This window comes from Nocardia miyunensis NBRC 108239, assembly GCF_001613065.1.
Taxonomy (GTDB): Bacteria; Actinomycetota; Actinomycetes; order Mycobacteriales; family Mycobacteriaceae; genus Nocardia; species Nocardia miyunensis.
The window spans coordinates 18803-32507 of record NZ_BDBQ01000013.1 but is presented as its reverse complement, the minus strand read 5'-3'; the positions used below and the strand labels follow the sequence as shown (position 1 = coordinate 32507).

The following is a 13705-nucleotide window of genomic DNA, read 5'->3' as shown; positions in this document are numbered from 1 at the left end:
GCCCGTGGATGGCGGCGTCCCGGCCTGCGTGAATGCCGATTACTCACCCGGCCCGCTGCGCCCAGCCCACGGCGAAGTCGCGAAACACCCGCACCGCATCCGAGGGCGCGGCCGATGCCGACCAGATCAGGCCCACCGCCCGCGCCGCGCCCGGATCGGCCAGCGGCACCAGAACCGGGCCGGATTGCGTACCGGCCGCGCCCGGGCGCACGACGTCTCCGAGCGGTAGCAGCGCGACGCCCAGTCCGGCGGCCACCAGCCCGCCCACGGTGACCAGATCGCTCGACTCCAGCACGATCCGCGGCCGGAAATCCGCTGCGGCACAAAGATCGTCGAGAATCGCACGCATTCCGTGCCCGGTGTGCATCGCGATGAACTCCGCATCGGCGACCTCGGCCAGCCGCACCTGTCGCCGACCCGCCAGCCGATGATCCGGCGGCACCGCCAGGGCCAGCCGCTGCCGCAGCAGCTCACGCCAGCCCAGACCGGGCGCGGCGGGTTTCGGCGAGACGATGCCCAGGTCGGCACTGCCGTCCAGCACCCGGTCCGCGACGATCTCGGCGGCATCCTGACTGAGTGTGAAGGTGACCGTCCCGGACCGCCGACGGAATCCGGCGATCAATTCCGGCACCAGGCGGCCTCCGAACGAGTGCAGAAACGTCAGCCGCACCACGCCGCGCGCCGGATTCGCGAGATCGGCCAGTTCGCGGGCCGCGGCATCGAGTTCGGCCTGCGCCCGGCGGGCGCGCTCGTAGTAGACGTGGCCGAAATCGTTGAGCGACAGTCGTTTTCCGTGCCGATCGAAGAGTTCGACCCCCAGCCTGCGTTCGAGCCGGGCGAGCATGCGCGAGAGCGTCGGCTGCGATATCCGCAGGCGATCGGCCGCGGCCCCCACATGCTCGAGTTCGGCCAGCATCAGAAACCAGTGCAAATCGTCACGCTGCACGAATCACCACCCGTCGCCGACCTCCGCTAATTCCGATAACACATCAAGTATCAAATGTTAATGCATTTCCTTTTCCAAATTACCGCTTCCATGCTGGATGTATGACCATTCGAGGAGGATCCACCACAGGTACCGACGCATCGACCGCGAGCGCTACGACCGACGTGCTGACCGGGCCGGGCCGGGCCGATCGCCCGGATCCGGACACGCCCAGCGATCCCCCCGACGCGTCCGAATCCAGCGATCGCCTCGCCGCGGTCGCACTCACCGATCAGCCGACCGCACTCACATCCCCGGATCAACACATACCGAGCCCTGACAACCATCGCGAGCGCCGGATAACGATCGCGCTGTTCGCCGCGGGCTTGACCACATTCGCCTCGATGTACAGCACACAGGCATTGCTGCCCAGTCTGTCGCAGGCGTTCGCTGCGACTCCGGCCCACGCGGCGCTGTCCGTCTCGCTGACGACCGGGCTGCTGGCATTGGCGATCATCCCGGCGGGTGTGCTGTCGAGCCGGTTCGGTCGCACCCGGGTGATGATCGGATCAGCCGTGACCGCGAGCGTGATCGGCCTGCTGCTGCCGTTCAGCCCGACGCTGGACGTCCTGCTGGCCGGACGCGCGGTGCAGGGTGTGGCGCTGGCCGGAGTCCCGGCGGTCGCCATGGCCTACCTCGCCGAGGAGATCGGCGCGGCCGGACTGGGCACCGCGATGGGCGTCTACATCTCCGGGACGACGCTGGGCGGCCTTGCGGGACGGTTGATTCCGTCGTTCACCCTCGAGGCCGAGTCGTGGCGCTGGGCCGCCGCCGCGGTCGGCGTGGCGGCGGCGGTGTGCGCGATATGGTTCGCCCGGACGTTACCCGCCTCACGCCGCTTCACCGCGCAGCCAGTCGAATTGCGTTCCATGGCAGCTGATTTCGCCGGCCATCTGCGAAGCCAGCGGCTGCTGGCCCTCTTCGGGCTCGCCTTCGTGCTGATGGGCGGATTCGTCTCGATCTACAACTTCCTCGGCTACCGGCTCGTCGGCGGAGAATTCGGATTATCCTCCGCCACAGCGGGTCTGGTCTTCGTGCTCTATCTGGCGGGAACCGTGAGCTCGACCGCCGCGGGCAGACTCGCCGACCGCCTGGGCCGCCCGCGCGTGCTCGTCGTCTCGGTGCTGACCATGGGCATCGGCACGCTCGTCACCCTCCCCGATCACCTGCCGACCATCCTGATCGGCGTATTTCTCTGCACCGCAGGGTTTTTCGGCGCGCATTCGGTGGCCAGCGCTTGGGTCGGCAGCACCGCCGACGGCAATCGCGGCAACGCATCCTCGCTGTACATGTTCAACTACTACCTCGGCAGCTCGATCGTCGGCGGCGCGGCGGGTATCGCCTACGGCTGGCACGGCTGGGCCGGGGTGACGCTGTACGTCGTCGTGCTGATCCTCGTCGCGGGCGCGCTGACCACCGGTCTGGTCACAGCCGCACACCGCACCCGCGCCCGACAACGCCCTGTTCCGGCCGCACACTGACCGGACTCGACGGGAGCGTGTGCACGTGGTCAGTGATCGCGACGACGCAGCCCGCGAAATGCGCGGCTGGGCCGACGATCTCGAGTGAAAGGCCGAGCGATGTCAGGATCTGCACGCTCGGATGTCGGGACCGTCCGCGACCGCGTCGAGTGAATCGGCAGCACCGACCGGCCCCGAGGAGTTGGATCAGGGTTTCCAGCCCCTCGGCTCACGATCGGGCCGAGGGGCGGCAGGCTATCGGGACGGACGCATCGCGTGCCGTACGGGCGGAATCACACGGGGACGGCCGATTCACCGGCCTTGGCGGCTTCGCGGGCGAGGATTCGGGCGCGCTGTTCCTCGAAGCGGATGACGTCGCGGCCGAGTTTGTCCATGTATTCGGCGAGTTCCTCGCGGCTGCGCTCGCCGCGGGCGGTGAAATCGTCGCGGCCGAAGATGTTCCAGGCTCGCAGGACGGGGTTGAGCACCTCGTCGAGGTGTTGGCGCAGGTCGTAGATGCCGTGCTTGACCATCAGCACGCCGTTGCGACGCCAGTTCGGCATGCCCTCCCCCGGCATCTTGAAGTGCTTGACCACCTTGGTGATCGCCTCGATGCTCTGGTCGGGGGACAGGTCCAGGGCCGTGCCGCACAGGTTGCGGTAGAACACCATGTGCAGGTTCTCGTCGGCGGCGATTCGGGTGAGCATGCGGTCCGCGATCGGGTCGTTGCACACGCGTCCGGTCGTGCGGTGGCTGACCCGGGTCGCCAATTCCTGGACGGTGACATAGGCGACCTGGTCGAGCACGCCGCCGAAGTCGGCGGGCGCGTGGACCCCCCGGGTCATGTGCACCATCCGGTCGTTCTCCAGCGACACCGGATCGACGCCGCGGGTGACCACCAGATAGTCGCGCATGGCAATCGCGTGGCGGTTCTCCTCGGCGGTCCAGCGGCCGACCCAGGTACCCCACGCACCGTCGTTGGCGAAATTCTCGGCAATCGTCCGGTGATATGACGGCAAATTGTCCTCGGTGAGCAGGTTGGTGATCATGGCAACCTTGGCCACCTCCGACAATCTCGACTGTCCGGGCTCCCAGTCGACTCCACCCATAGCGGCGAAGTTGCGGCCCTCGTCCCACGGAACGTAATCGTGCGGATACCAGTCCTTGGCCATGCCCAGATGCCGGTCGAGGTTCTGCGCAACCGCGGGCTCCATCTCCTCGAGCAACTCCAGCTGCGTCAAATCCCTTGCCATACAATCCCTTTCGACGTAGTCGTTAGCGGTGAGGTTGCCATCCGCCGAGGGCGGCACTTCTCGCGGAGATCGACGCACCAACCGTCGGCGGCCAGGAGATCGGAACATACCTGGACGAGCGATCACCTTCGTGCGGGCTGCCGAGCCGTCTCCCGGCCGGGCATTACAGCTCGAGCGGTACGGAGCGTACCGAGCGTCCGCGACCGTGTGTCACAAACGCGGACAAAAGCTTAGGGCGACCATCAAGCTCATGTCCAGCTAACCGACCGTATCGCGGACATGAAATGACTACTCCGCATGCCGCAGCTCCCGATCCGCCACATTCCCGGATCGGTCCTCCCGAGAGCTCGACCGCAGTAGCGAGAGCGGACCCAGGGCCAAGATCGCGACTGCTGCGGCTATCGCGGGCAGGAATGTCAAGAGGCCGAGGGAGGATGCCAGGCTGCCGAGCCCCGCGCCGAGGCCGATGCCGAGATTGAGGACCGTGATCAGAATGCTGCCCGCGGTGTTGCGGAACTGTTCGGAAGCCAACCGCATGACCCGGGCTTGCAGTACCACGGGCAGAATTCCGATGAGCACACCCCACAAAGTGACCAGGATGACGTAAACGATTGGGCCACTGGGCATTCCCATCCCGGCGGTAACTACGGCAAGTGCGAGTGCGGTGGCCGGCAGCGCCGCCCGGGGCCAACGATCGCCGATCCGGCCGGCGACGAGCACACCGGCGAAACCGCCGATCCCACTGGCTAGCAACACTCCTGGCACAGCGCCCGCACCGATTCCGGCGGCTGCGCTGACGGGCACGACGAAGGTGAACACGGCGTAGTACCCGATCAGGGAGAAGAAGCCGCCCCCGGCCACCATCAGCACCGACCTGGCCGATCGGTCCCATCGCTCGGGCTCGGGCCGAACCGTGCCATCGCCGACCGGCGGTACCAGCGTTCCGATCGCCGCCGCGCACAGCAGGCACAGTGTGGCGAGCGCCGCGAAGGTCACCCGCCAGCCGATTTGATGCGCCACCTGCGTTCCCAGCGGCACACCGACCAGGCCCGCGACGGTGGGGCCGGCAAGAACGATCGACAGGGCGCGCCCGACCCGCTCGGCCGGGACCAGCGAAGCGCCGTAGGCGACGACCACGGCCCAGAACAGACCGTGCGCGCCCGCTGCGACCATCCGGGCGACCAGCGCCATCGCGTACGTCGGCGCCAGCGCCGTGACCAGGTTCGCGGCCGCGAGGACGCCGAGGCTAGCGAGCACCACCGACTTGCGAGACCAGCGCATCGTCAAGCGCACCAACGGAATTCCGGTCAGTGCGATGGTGCCGGCCCACCCGGTCACCAGCAATCCGGCCGTCGACACGTCGACCGAGAGGGACGAGCTCATGGAGTCCAGGACTCCCGCGGGCATCATCTCCGAGCTGACGGTCGTGAACGTCGCCGCGCCGAGCGCCAGCAGAGGTATCAGAAAGCCCTTTGATCTGTTCATGTTCCAGAACGTAAACTTTGACATCGGTGTCAAAGTCAAGCGGAAAGTTCAGGCTCACCATGAAGATCGGCGAACTCGCGGAACGCACCGGAATCTCCACGCGGATGCTGCGCTACTACGAATCACAGGGCCTGCTGCGCTCCGAGCGAGGCTCCAACGGCTACCGCTACTTCCAGGACAGCGACATCGAGCGCGCCCGAACCATCTCGAGCCTGATCCGATCCGGCCTGCCCACCAGGCTGATTCGAGTCGTCCTGTCCGCGGAAGATCGGCCGGACGACTGGACACAAGCATGCGACAGCGAATTCGCCGCACTCCTGCGCGCGGAGCTGACCACCCTCGACGACAAGATCGCCTGCCTGAGTCTGAGCCGGAGCACGGTCAGCGCGTACCTCGAACGCGCCGCGGGGTGAGGGGCGCCGAATCGCGCGACCGTCGATAAGGCTTGTCCCGACCCCGCCGACATGGCACGGCAAAGCCGGCCAGCCGGAACTCGAACCGGCAGCGGCGCACCTTCGCCCACGGCGACGGAGGCCGGATGTTAACCCCGGGTTAGATCCGGGCCCGGATTGCTGTGGTGGCGGGATCTGACCGACCACCCTTCGGTGACCCGCGGAGAACATGACCGCGGGCCTATCGAGGAGGCATTCATGGCCACGACTGGAGCGCCGGCCGCGCGCAACGTCTGGACGGCGTTGATCGGCGGATCGATCGGGAATCTGATCGAGTGGTACGACTGGTTCGTCTATTCGACCTTTTCCGTGTACTTCGCCTCGGCGTTCTTCCCCAAGGGCAATCCGACGGCCCAATTGCTCAATACCGCGGGCATTTTCGCGGTCGGGTTCTTCATGCGGCCGGTCGGCGGCTGGCTGCTGGGGAGGCTGGGCGACCGGAAGGGGCGCAAGGCGGCGTTGACCACCAGCGTGACGATGATGACGGCCAGTGCCCTGCTCATCGCCATCGCGCCCACCTACGCGCAGGTCGGCTATTTCGGCGCGCTGGTGCTGCTGTTGGCGCGGTTGCTGCAGGGGTTGTCGATCGGTGGCGAATACGCGGCCAGCGCCGCCTATCTGAGTGAGGCCTCGAAACCTGGCAAGCGGGGGTTCTTCTCCAGCTTCCAGATGGTGTTCATGAAGGTCGGGCAGTTGTTCGGACTCGCGATGCAGATAATCCTGCAGCATTCGATGTCGGACCACACCCTGCATTCCTGGGGCTGGCGCATACCGTTCGTCTTCGGCGCTTTCGCCGCGGCCGGCATCTACTACATGCGGCGCAACATGCTCGAGACCGAGGCGTTCGACGAGGACGACACGGCCGGGCGGGAACGCGGCACGCTGCGCGCCCTGTTCACCTACAAGCGGGAATTCCTGCTGGTGGTCGGTTTCAGCATGGGCGGCACGCTGTGCGACTACATGTATTCCACCTACATGACCAAGTACCTGTCCAACACCGCCGGACTCAGCAAGGACACCGCCGCCCTGGTCAGCTTCTGCGCCATCGTGGTGTTCATCGTCCTGCAACCGCTGGCCGGGGCGCTGTCGGACCGGATCGGACGTCGCCCGCTGCTGATCTTCTTCGGTGTGACCGCGACGCTGGGCACCGTGCCGCTGATGACCGCGCTGAGGAGCGTGCACGGTTTCGGTGACGCGCTGGTGTTGATGGTGGTCGGCCTGGTGATCATCACCGGATACACCTCGATCAGCGGTGTTGTGAAGACCGAGTTGTTCCCCACCGCTGTCCGCACCCTCGGTGTCGCGCTGCCCTACGCGATCGCCAACGCGTTGTTCGGCGGCAGCGCCGAATACGTGGGGCTGTGGTTCAAGCACGCCGGGATCGAATCCGCGTTCTTCTGGTATGCCTCCGGATGCTGCGCGATCTCGCTGGTCGTCTACATCGCGATGCGGGAGACCCGGAATGTGGCGTTTTCCAGGCAGGACCGAATGCCGGAAAAGGTCGGCGCGTAGTCTGTCGCGACGATGAGAGTGCTGCTGGTCGAGGACGACGATCGGTTCGCCGACGCCTTGACCACGGCACTGTCCGGTCGCGGTCATCAGGTCGAGCGGGTGAGCCGCGCCGACGAGGGATTGCGCCGCAAGAGCGGCGTGGAGTTCGTCCTGCTCGACCTCGGCCTGCCCGACGGCGACGGCCTGGACATGCTGCGGCGGCTGCGGCGGGTTTCGGCGGTGCCGGTGATCGTGCTGACCGCGCGTACCGAGGAGACCACCGTGCTGCGCGCCCTGTGGGGTGGCGCCGACGACTACCTGATCAAACCGTTCCGGATCATGGAGTTGCTGGCTCGCATGGAGGTGGTGCGTCGTCGTCTGCCCCGGCCCGGAACACCCACTGCCGGTGCGGATTTCGTCGTGACCGGGGACGTCCGGATCGAATTCCGCACCCGCACAGTCACTGTCGCCGGTAGCGCGGTAATGCTGACCAGTCGCGAATTCGACGTGCTGGCCCTGCTCGCCCGCACCCCGGGTATCGTGCGCAGCCGGGCCGAGATCCTCGACGCGGTCTGGGGTGACGCCTTTCTCGCCGCTTCGCGCTCGCTGGACGTGCACATCCGAGGCATTCGCGCGAAAACCGGTCGCCCCGAACTGATTCGGACACTGCGGGGTGCCGGGTATCGCCTCGACCCCGGTGACCCGGCCGGGTCCTGATGCGCCGCCGGATCCTCGCCACTCACCTCACCCTCATCGCGGGACTGCTTCTGGCCCTGGCGATTCCGCTCGGGTGGGCCTTCGCGCTGGAGCGCACCAACCAGCTGCTGCTGGACCGGCGCGCCGACGCCACCCGATTCGCGCTGCTCGCCGAGCAGGCCGTGCAGGACGGCGACACCTCCCGGTTGCACATCGAAATCGCCCGCTACGCGGACCTTTACGACGCGACGGTGCAGGTGCGCTCGAACACCGGCATGATACTGACCTTCGCGGGGCCATCGCTGCCCGCCGGTGGCGAGGACGTCGTGCGCGGGGCCCGGCTGGGCCGGACCACCGAGAATCTCACCATGATCACGCCGTTCGGCCCGGCCCGCGCGGTGATCGCGGAGCCGGTCGGCCGCGACGCACAGGTGCTGGGCACGGTCGTGCTGGTGACGCGGACGACCGCAGCGCGGCACGCGGTCGCGGCGGTCTGGCTGGCGCTGACCAGCGCGGCGTTGGTCGCATTTCTGCTCGCCACCGTGGCCGCGCGATGGCTGGCCCGCTGGATACTGCGACCGGTGGCCGAATTGGATTCGACCACCGCGGCGATCACCGCGGGCCGGCTGTCCGCCCGCGTGTCGGTCACCGGTCCACCCGAATTGCGTCAGCTGGAACAGCGTTTCAACGCGATGGCCGATGCCGTGACCGACGCGCTGAATCGGCAGCGAGCCTTCGTCTCGGACGCCTCCCACGAACTGCGGACACCGCTGGCCGTGCTGTCACTGCGGCTGGAGAATCTGCGCCCGCACCTGACCGGATCCGGCGCAACGGCTTACGAGCAGGCGCTGGAGGAGATGGACCGGATAGCCACCCTGCTCGACGATCTGCTCGCCCTGGCCCGCATCGAATCGGGAACCATCGTCGCCGAACCCATCGATCTGGTCGGCGAACTGGATCCGCGCCTGCGGACCTGGCAGGAGGTCGCGGCCGCCGCCTCGATCACATTGCGGGCCGAGTTGCCGCCACGGCTGACAGCCGTGTGCCCGCCGGACACCGCCGGCCGGGTCGCCGACATCGCCATCGACAACGCGCTGAAGTTCACCGGGCCGGGCGGCCGGGTGACGGTGTCGCTGAGCGCCGCCGGCCCCATCGCCCGGCTGCACATCGCCGACGACGGGCCCGGCCTGCCCGTGGAAGAGATTTCCCTTGCACGCCAACGCTTCTGGCGATCCACCCGGCATGCCAACGTCGACGGCAGCGGACTCGGCCTGGCCATCGCCGATGAGCTGGCCACCGCGGCGCACGGTCGGCTGACCCTCGCCCCCGCCACCCCGCACGGCCTGATCGTCACCCTCGAGCTGCCGCTGCACGAGGGGTGAACGTCGTTCAGCCGTACACCGATCGGTAGTAGCGCCGGGCACCGGGATGCAAGGGGACTATGCCCGTGCCGATGGCGAACCGCTCGTCCAAGTAGGCCCCTGGGGTCTCCGGGCCGGGCAGCCGGTCCCGGGCGGCGAAGATCGCCCGGGTCACCCGGAAGGCCGGCTCCTCCGGCAGATCACGATGTGTCACAAGGTAACTCGGCACGCCGATGGTTGGCACCTCGGCCCGCTGCCCGTAGGTGCCGGCGGGGATCACCACATCGGTGTAGGTCGGTCCGTAACTGCGGCGCAGGCCGGCGGCAAGTCCGTTCAACGGCAACAGGCGAATCGGCGCGTACCGGGACAGCGCGGTGAACACGTCGATCGGCACGCCGCCGGAGAAGAAGAACGCATCGATCTCCCGCCGGGCGAGGGCGTCGATGGCATCGTTGGTGCCCAGATACCGGGTCACGGCGGGCTCGGCCAGTCCGGCGGCGACGAGGATTCGCTCGCCGAGTACAGCGGTCCCGGAATCCTCGGCTCCCAGCGCCACCCTGCGCCCGGCCAGGTCGGCGACCTGGTAGTAGGGCCCGTTCGCCGCCACCACCAGCAGCGTGTAGTTCAGATAGAGCCGGGCCAGGGCCGCCAAGGGCACCGGTACCGAGAATGCCCCGGTCCCGGTGTAGGCATCTGCGGCGCAATCGCCCAGCGACAAAGCAAGTTCCGCGCCGCGAGAGCCGATCAACCGCAAATTCTGCACGCTCGCAGAGGTATTGAGCACCGGGACCGTCAAACCGCTGACGTTGCGCTGCAATTCGTCGGCGAGCCGTCGGCCGAAGGTGTCGTACGGCCCGCCCGCCAGTCCAGTTGCCAATGGCAGCCGCACCCGATCCGGTCCGGTCGCACACCCCGCGGCCACCGGCAGGACAGCCGCCGACCACAGCAGCGACCGCCGACTCATTTTCCCCACAATCGGGCCCGGTCCTGAACGGTTCAGGCGAGGAGGTCCTCGGCCCGGCCGACCTCGATGGCACGGCGGAGCCATTTGCCCAGTTGTTCGTGGTCTGTGCATCCGACAATTACTTCGCGCACCCGTTCGGGTACAGCGATACCGCGCGCATCGAGAACTGTCAGCACGGAGTTGGCTTCACCGCGTGCTTTTCCTCGTGCTTCACCACGTGCTTCACCACGTGCCTCACCCCGCTGCTCGCCTTCGGCGATGTAGTGGCGCGCGAAGTTGCTGCGAAACTCGTAGTTGCGCAGATCGGTGGACATGAATGCCTCCCATTCGGGTCTGACGGCTGCGGGCAGCATCATCAAGACCAAGTCATAATATCTCATCCCCGGGTCTCGACCGACTGCTGTGAGGGCAGTGACCAGGGCTTTCCAGATTTTCATATGCTGCGGGTGGGTCGGGTGCGCGACGGCGGACAGGACCGCCAATTCGGGGAGTTCGGCAGCTTTGGCCGGACAACACGAATTATGCACGGGGAGTTGGCAATTCGGAACAATCCCACTTTGGAAAGTATCGGTTTCATGTCTTCTTAATTGAAATATTAACTGTTGGCGGCGATTTCAGATCGTACGGGCTCGATGCGATGCCCGACGATGCCCGCGATCCCTCCTGGGACTAGATCGTCAATTCGCCTGCACGCAAAGGCTTTTCGCAGAGGTCGGGAGCGGGACCGAGACAACCCCTGAGGCAATGTGCGACGGGCTTTCCATCTGGCCTACGCCGATGCCGACCGCAGGCATCGCACCACGGAGCAGACCTACGAGTGGCTGAACGCGGGTGCGAACATGACGTCGACGACCTTCGTTCCGGCCTATCCGCCCAGATTTCCTGGACTGGCGCCCGGACAGGTGTTCACACGGCCCGTCCGAACTACGCCCGCGATATCGATACAGCCGAAATCCACTGCTACAAGCCGAATTTCGGCTATCGCCGGTACACCGAGAAGTCGATGGACCCGAGGCGGGAGTGCGGCCGGGATACGTACGGGAGGCCGCGGTGATTTCGGTCCGGAAATCCCGTATGGGCCGGAAAGCATTGGCGGGAGCATGCCGGGGTACCCCACAATTGAGTCGCACCGTATCGGATGCGGTGCGGGGACGGGGGTGATGGCAATGCCGGTTCATACAGCAGAATGGCTGATCAGCAGCGATATCGTGGATGAGGTGGCGTTCCGGGTCGATGTACCGGGCCGCGCCCAGGGGCGGTGGATCGTATCGTTCCTCCCGCCCGAGTTCCGGCTGACCGAGGCGCAGGCGCTGACCTGCCTCGAACTGGCCGAAATGGTCCTGCTCGCCCTGGACTCGCCGGTCGACTCGCTCGAACTGGAGTTCGCCCGGATCCGGGCGACCGAGGTGGAACTGAGCCTCGAGGACCTGATGTGGTTGCTCGCGGTCCGTTCGACCACCCTGCGGGAGCACCCGGCTCCGGAGACCTCGGGGTCGTCCGCACAGGCATAGGTACACCGCACCGGCTTCGCGCCGGTGCGGTGCCACCCACCGCTCTCACGCGCTGGGTCACCTCCACTTGCTCAGCGCCACAAACGAATTCACTTCACACAGGGGACGCCGCTGCCGTTCATACTGGACAGGTCGGTGGGGGCCGGGGCCTTCGCGCCGACGTTCGTCGCCGAGACCGGCGGCGGGGGCGGTGTCGTCGACGTCGGGGTTTCGGACGAACCGCCACTGGTGGCGCCCACGATGGCGGTGAAGGAATCGCTGCCGGCCAGTTCCGTGCCGACGGTCAGCTGAATCGACTGTGAACTGATCGACGACGACTCGGTCGGCGTCAGCCCCAGCTGCCCGGCCAACGCCGTCGCGGCCTCCCGCGCACCCGAGCCGTAGAGCAGCGTGCTCGAACTGCGCGCGGACCCCGTGACCGCCTCCCCCTGCGTGAAACCGCGAGCGGCAAAAGCCTTTTCGACATTTCCGCCGAGACCGTTCTTGCCCGAACTGTTCACCACGTTCAGCACGATCCCGTCGGCGGAGGCGATCGCGGTGGTGGTCGGCGGTGCGGTGGTGGTCGCGGTGGCGGCACCGGGCTTGGGCGGGTTCAGCAGGTTCTTCACATAGGCGTGGATCTTGTCCGGGTCGACGATGTTGATGGCCTCACCGTTGTCCGGATCGTTGCCGAAGTCGTCGACCGGCAGGGTGAACAATGTCAGTCCGCCGGACATCAGCGATGACGCCTCCCCGGCGAACTTACCCAGGTCCAGACCTTTGTCCACGGCCATGTTCTGCTGAGCGACGCCGAGCAGATTCATCAACTTGCCCGGACTCGACATCGTTCCGCTGCTCTGCAATTTGCTCGCGAGCGACACGATGAACGCCTGCTGGCGGCGGGTGCGATCCAGATCGGTGAAGTTCAGCGCCTCGTCGGGATCGCGGCGCTGCCGCACGAAGGCCATCGCCTGCGAAGCGTTGATCTGCTGCGGGCCCTTCACGAAATTCGCGCCGGAGAACTTGTCCTGAGTCCGCTCGTTCAAGCACACCGTGATCGGCTGTACCGCCTGGGCGACCTGGAAGAAGGCCGCGAGCGTGACCTCGACGAAGTGATCGATCGGCACGTCGCCGAGGAATTTTGTGACGGTATTGGCCTCGGCCTTGCGGCCCGCATCACGGGCCTTGGCGTCCAGCGCCTCCGGGCTCTTGATCGTGCCCTCGTACTTCTGCTTCGCCGCGAAATACGCGCGGCCGTACGCCTCCTTGATCTTGCCCTTGCAGATGTCACCGCCGCACGAGGTCGGATCCAGGGTGACGTAGTCGTCGCGAGGGATCGAAATCGCCGTGGACTTGGAGCCGTCACCCGGGATGTGGATCAGCATCAGCACATTCGAATTCATGCCGACGACGCTGTCGTCACCCGCGTGCAGGGCGTTGTACATGTCCTGCGGCAGTGGATTGCCGTGCTCGTCCAGACGACTGTCCAGACCCATGATCAGGATGTTCTGTTCGTGGCCGACCGATTTGGGGCCGTCGCTGATCGCGTCCGAGGTGGTGACGCCCTTGATCGCGTGGTCGTAGACCCGCCACGCCGCGCCCGTGCCGACCAGAACCAGGGTGGAGACCAGCGCGATGAGCGTGCGCCCGGCCATCGCCGCCTTGCGGTTGCGCCGAGGACGCACCGGAGGCCGGGCTTGCCGACGCGGCCACGCCGCCGACTGCGTTCCCTCCGACCGGGTCTCTTGTGTGGCGGACTCATCCGGCCGGGATTCGTCCGCCTCTGCCGAGCGGTTGCCACCAGCTTGCTTCCCAGCGCGCGCCCGATCGCCGCGCGTCGCGCGCGCCTCGCTCTCGGGCGCCAACCGCGGTTGGGTGCCGTGCGGCAACCGCTCGGTGCTCGGACCGTCGGCATCTCTTCGCCGACGCTCCCCTTCATAGGTCATACGGACCGAATATAGGCCGCGATCTCACGGCTCGCGAAATGCGCGGGTTACCGGCCCGAGACCGAACTCACAGCCTTCGGCGAGCCATCGGTCCCGGGCGGATCGGCCCACTCGGCCATGTG

General features: G+C 66.8%; 12 protein-coding genes. 6 read left to right on the top strand and 6 right to left on the bottom strand.

Annotated elements, in window-relative coordinates; translation table 11 throughout:
* Positions 1-43: 43 nt before the first annotated feature.
* A complete protein-coding gene (locus tag NM2_RS06715) occupies positions 44-916 on the bottom strand; it encodes a LysR family transcriptional regulator (protein ID WP_067666131.1) in 873 nt (290 codons plus the stop codon).
* A 131-nt stretch (positions 917-1047) separates the two neighbouring features.
* Here NM2_RS06715 and NM2_RS06710 point away from each other — a divergent pair, with 131 nt between their 5' ends.
* Positions 1048-2466, top strand: coding sequence for an MFS transporter (locus tag NM2_RS06710; protein WP_084530549.1), 1419 nt, complete (start codon positions 1048-1050; stop codon positions 2464-2466).
* Positions 2467-2738: 272 nt separating this feature from the next.
* On the opposite strand, the gene NM2_RS06705 is transcribed toward NM2_RS06710, so the two are convergent.
* Together NM2_RS06705 and NM2_RS06700 are read right to left on the bottom strand one after the other, a co-directional pair.
* Positions 2739-3698: an acyl-ACP desaturase gene (locus NM2_RS06705; RefSeq protein ID WP_067665374.1), complete on the bottom strand. Its 960-nt coding sequence runs from the start codon at positions 3696-3698 to the stop codon at positions 2739-2741.
* Positions 3699-3986: 288 nt separating this feature from the next.
* Positions 3987-5183: an MFS transporter gene (locus NM2_RS06700; RefSeq protein WP_169816110.1), complete on the bottom strand. Its 1197-nt coding sequence runs from the start codon at positions 5181-5183 to the stop codon at positions 3987-3989.
* A gap of 26 nt (positions 5184-5209) precedes the next feature.
* Between NM2_RS06700 and NM2_RS06695 the strand changes: the two genes are divergently transcribed.
* The 4 genes from NM2_RS06695 to NM2_RS06680 all read left to right on the top strand — a co-directional run bounded on the left by NM2_RS06695 (position 5210) and on the right by NM2_RS06680 (position 9204).
* On the top strand, positions 5210-5596 hold the full coding sequence (locus NM2_RS06695) for a MerR family transcriptional regulator (RefSeq protein ID WP_218025865.1): 387 nt from the start codon (positions 5210-5212) through the stop codon (positions 5594-5596).
* A 237-nt stretch (positions 5597-5833) separates the two neighbouring features.
* On the top strand, positions 5834-7147 hold the full coding sequence (locus tag NM2_RS06690) for an MFS transporter (RefSeq protein ID WP_067665365.1): 1314 nt from the start codon (positions 5834-5836) through the stop codon (positions 7145-7147).
* A 12-nt stretch (positions 7148-7159) separates the two neighbouring features.
* Positions 7160-7843 (top strand): response regulator transcription factor, encoded by a 684-nt coding sequence (locus NM2_RS06685; RefSeq protein WP_067665362.1) that lies wholly within the window; start codon positions 7160-7162, stop codon positions 7841-7843.
* Positions 7843-9204, top strand: coding sequence for a sensor histidine kinase (locus NM2_RS06680; protein WP_067665359.1), 1362 nt, complete (start codon positions 7843-7845; stop codon positions 9202-9204). The genes NM2_RS06685 and NM2_RS06680 overlap by 1 nt, the downstream gene beginning before the upstream one ends.
* A 7-nt stretch (positions 9205-9211) precedes the next feature.
* On the opposite strand, the gene NM2_RS06675 is transcribed toward NM2_RS06680, so the two are convergent.
* Together NM2_RS06675 and NM2_RS06670 are read right to left on the bottom strand one after the other, a co-directional pair.
* A complete protein-coding gene (locus NM2_RS06675; protein ID WP_067665356.1) occupies positions 9212-10147 on the bottom strand; it encodes a TAXI family TRAP transporter solute-binding subunit in 936 nt (311 codons plus the stop codon).
* Between the two features lie 32 nt (positions 10148-10179).
* Entirely contained in the window at positions 10180-10461 is a 282-nt protein-coding gene (locus tag NM2_RS06670) for an RpnC/YadD family protein (RefSeq protein WP_067666124.1), read from the bottom strand.
* A gap of 852 nt (positions 10462-11313) precedes the next feature.
* Between NM2_RS06670 and NM2_RS06665 the strand changes: the two genes are divergently transcribed.
* Positions 11314-11658, top strand: coding sequence for a hypothetical protein (locus NM2_RS06665; RefSeq protein WP_067665353.1), 345 nt, complete (start codon positions 11314-11316; stop codon positions 11656-11658).
* Positions 11659-11747: 89 nt separating this feature from the next.
* Here NM2_RS06665 and NM2_RS06660 read toward each other — a convergent pair whose 3' ends face one another.
* Positions 11748-13583 carry an LCP family protein gene (locus NM2_RS06660; RefSeq protein ID WP_369690305.1) on the bottom strand — a complete coding sequence of 612 codons (1836 nt, stop codon included), beginning with the start codon at positions 13581-13583 and terminating at the stop codon, positions 11748-11750.
* Positions 13584-13705 lie beyond the last annotated feature (122 nt).

Bases quoted from the DNA above. Each gene is read 5' to 3' on its own strand.
- NM2_RS06690 (WP_067665365.1), top strand. From the start codon at position 5,834: ATGGCCACGACTGGAGCGCCGGCCGCGCGCAACGTCTGGACGGCGTTG.
- NM2_RS06680 (WP_067665359.1), top strand. From the start codon at position 7,843: ATGCGCCGCCGGATCCTCGCCACTCACCTCACCCTCATCGCGGGACTG.
- NM2_RS06660 (WP_369690305.1), bottom strand. From the start codon at position 13,583: ATGACCTATGAAGGGGAGCGTCGGCGAAGAGATGCCGACGGTCCGAGC.
- NM2_RS06705 (WP_067665374.1), bottom strand. From the start codon at position 3,698: ATGGCAAGGGATTTGACGCAGCTGGAGTTGCTCGAGGAGATGGAGCCC.
- NM2_RS06675 (WP_067665356.1), bottom strand. From the start codon at position 10,147: ATGAGTCGGCGGTCGCTGCTGTGGTCGGCGGCTGTCCTGCCGGTGGCC.
- NM2_RS06715 (WP_067666131.1), bottom strand. From the start codon at position 916: ATGCTGGCCGAACTCGAGCATGTGGGGGCCGCGGCCGATCGCCTGCGG.
- NM2_RS06685 (WP_067665362.1), top strand. From the start codon at position 7,160: ATGAGAGTGCTGCTGGTCGAGGACGACGATCGGTTCGCCGACGCCTTG.
- NM2_RS06700 (WP_169816110.1), bottom strand. From the start codon at position 5,183: ATGAACAGATCAAAGGGCTTTCTGATACCTCTGCTGGCGCTCGGCGCG.
- NM2_RS06665 (WP_067665353.1), top strand. From the start codon at position 11,314: ATGCCGGTTCATACAGCAGAATGGCTGATCAGCAGCGATATCGTGGAT.
- NM2_RS06670 (WP_067666124.1), bottom strand. From the start codon at position 10,461: ATGTCCACCGATCTGCGCAACTACGAGTTTCGCAGCAACTTCGCGCGC.
- NM2_RS06710 (WP_084530549.1), top strand. From the start codon at position 1,048: ATGACCATTCGAGGAGGATCCACCACAGGTACCGACGCATCGACCGCG.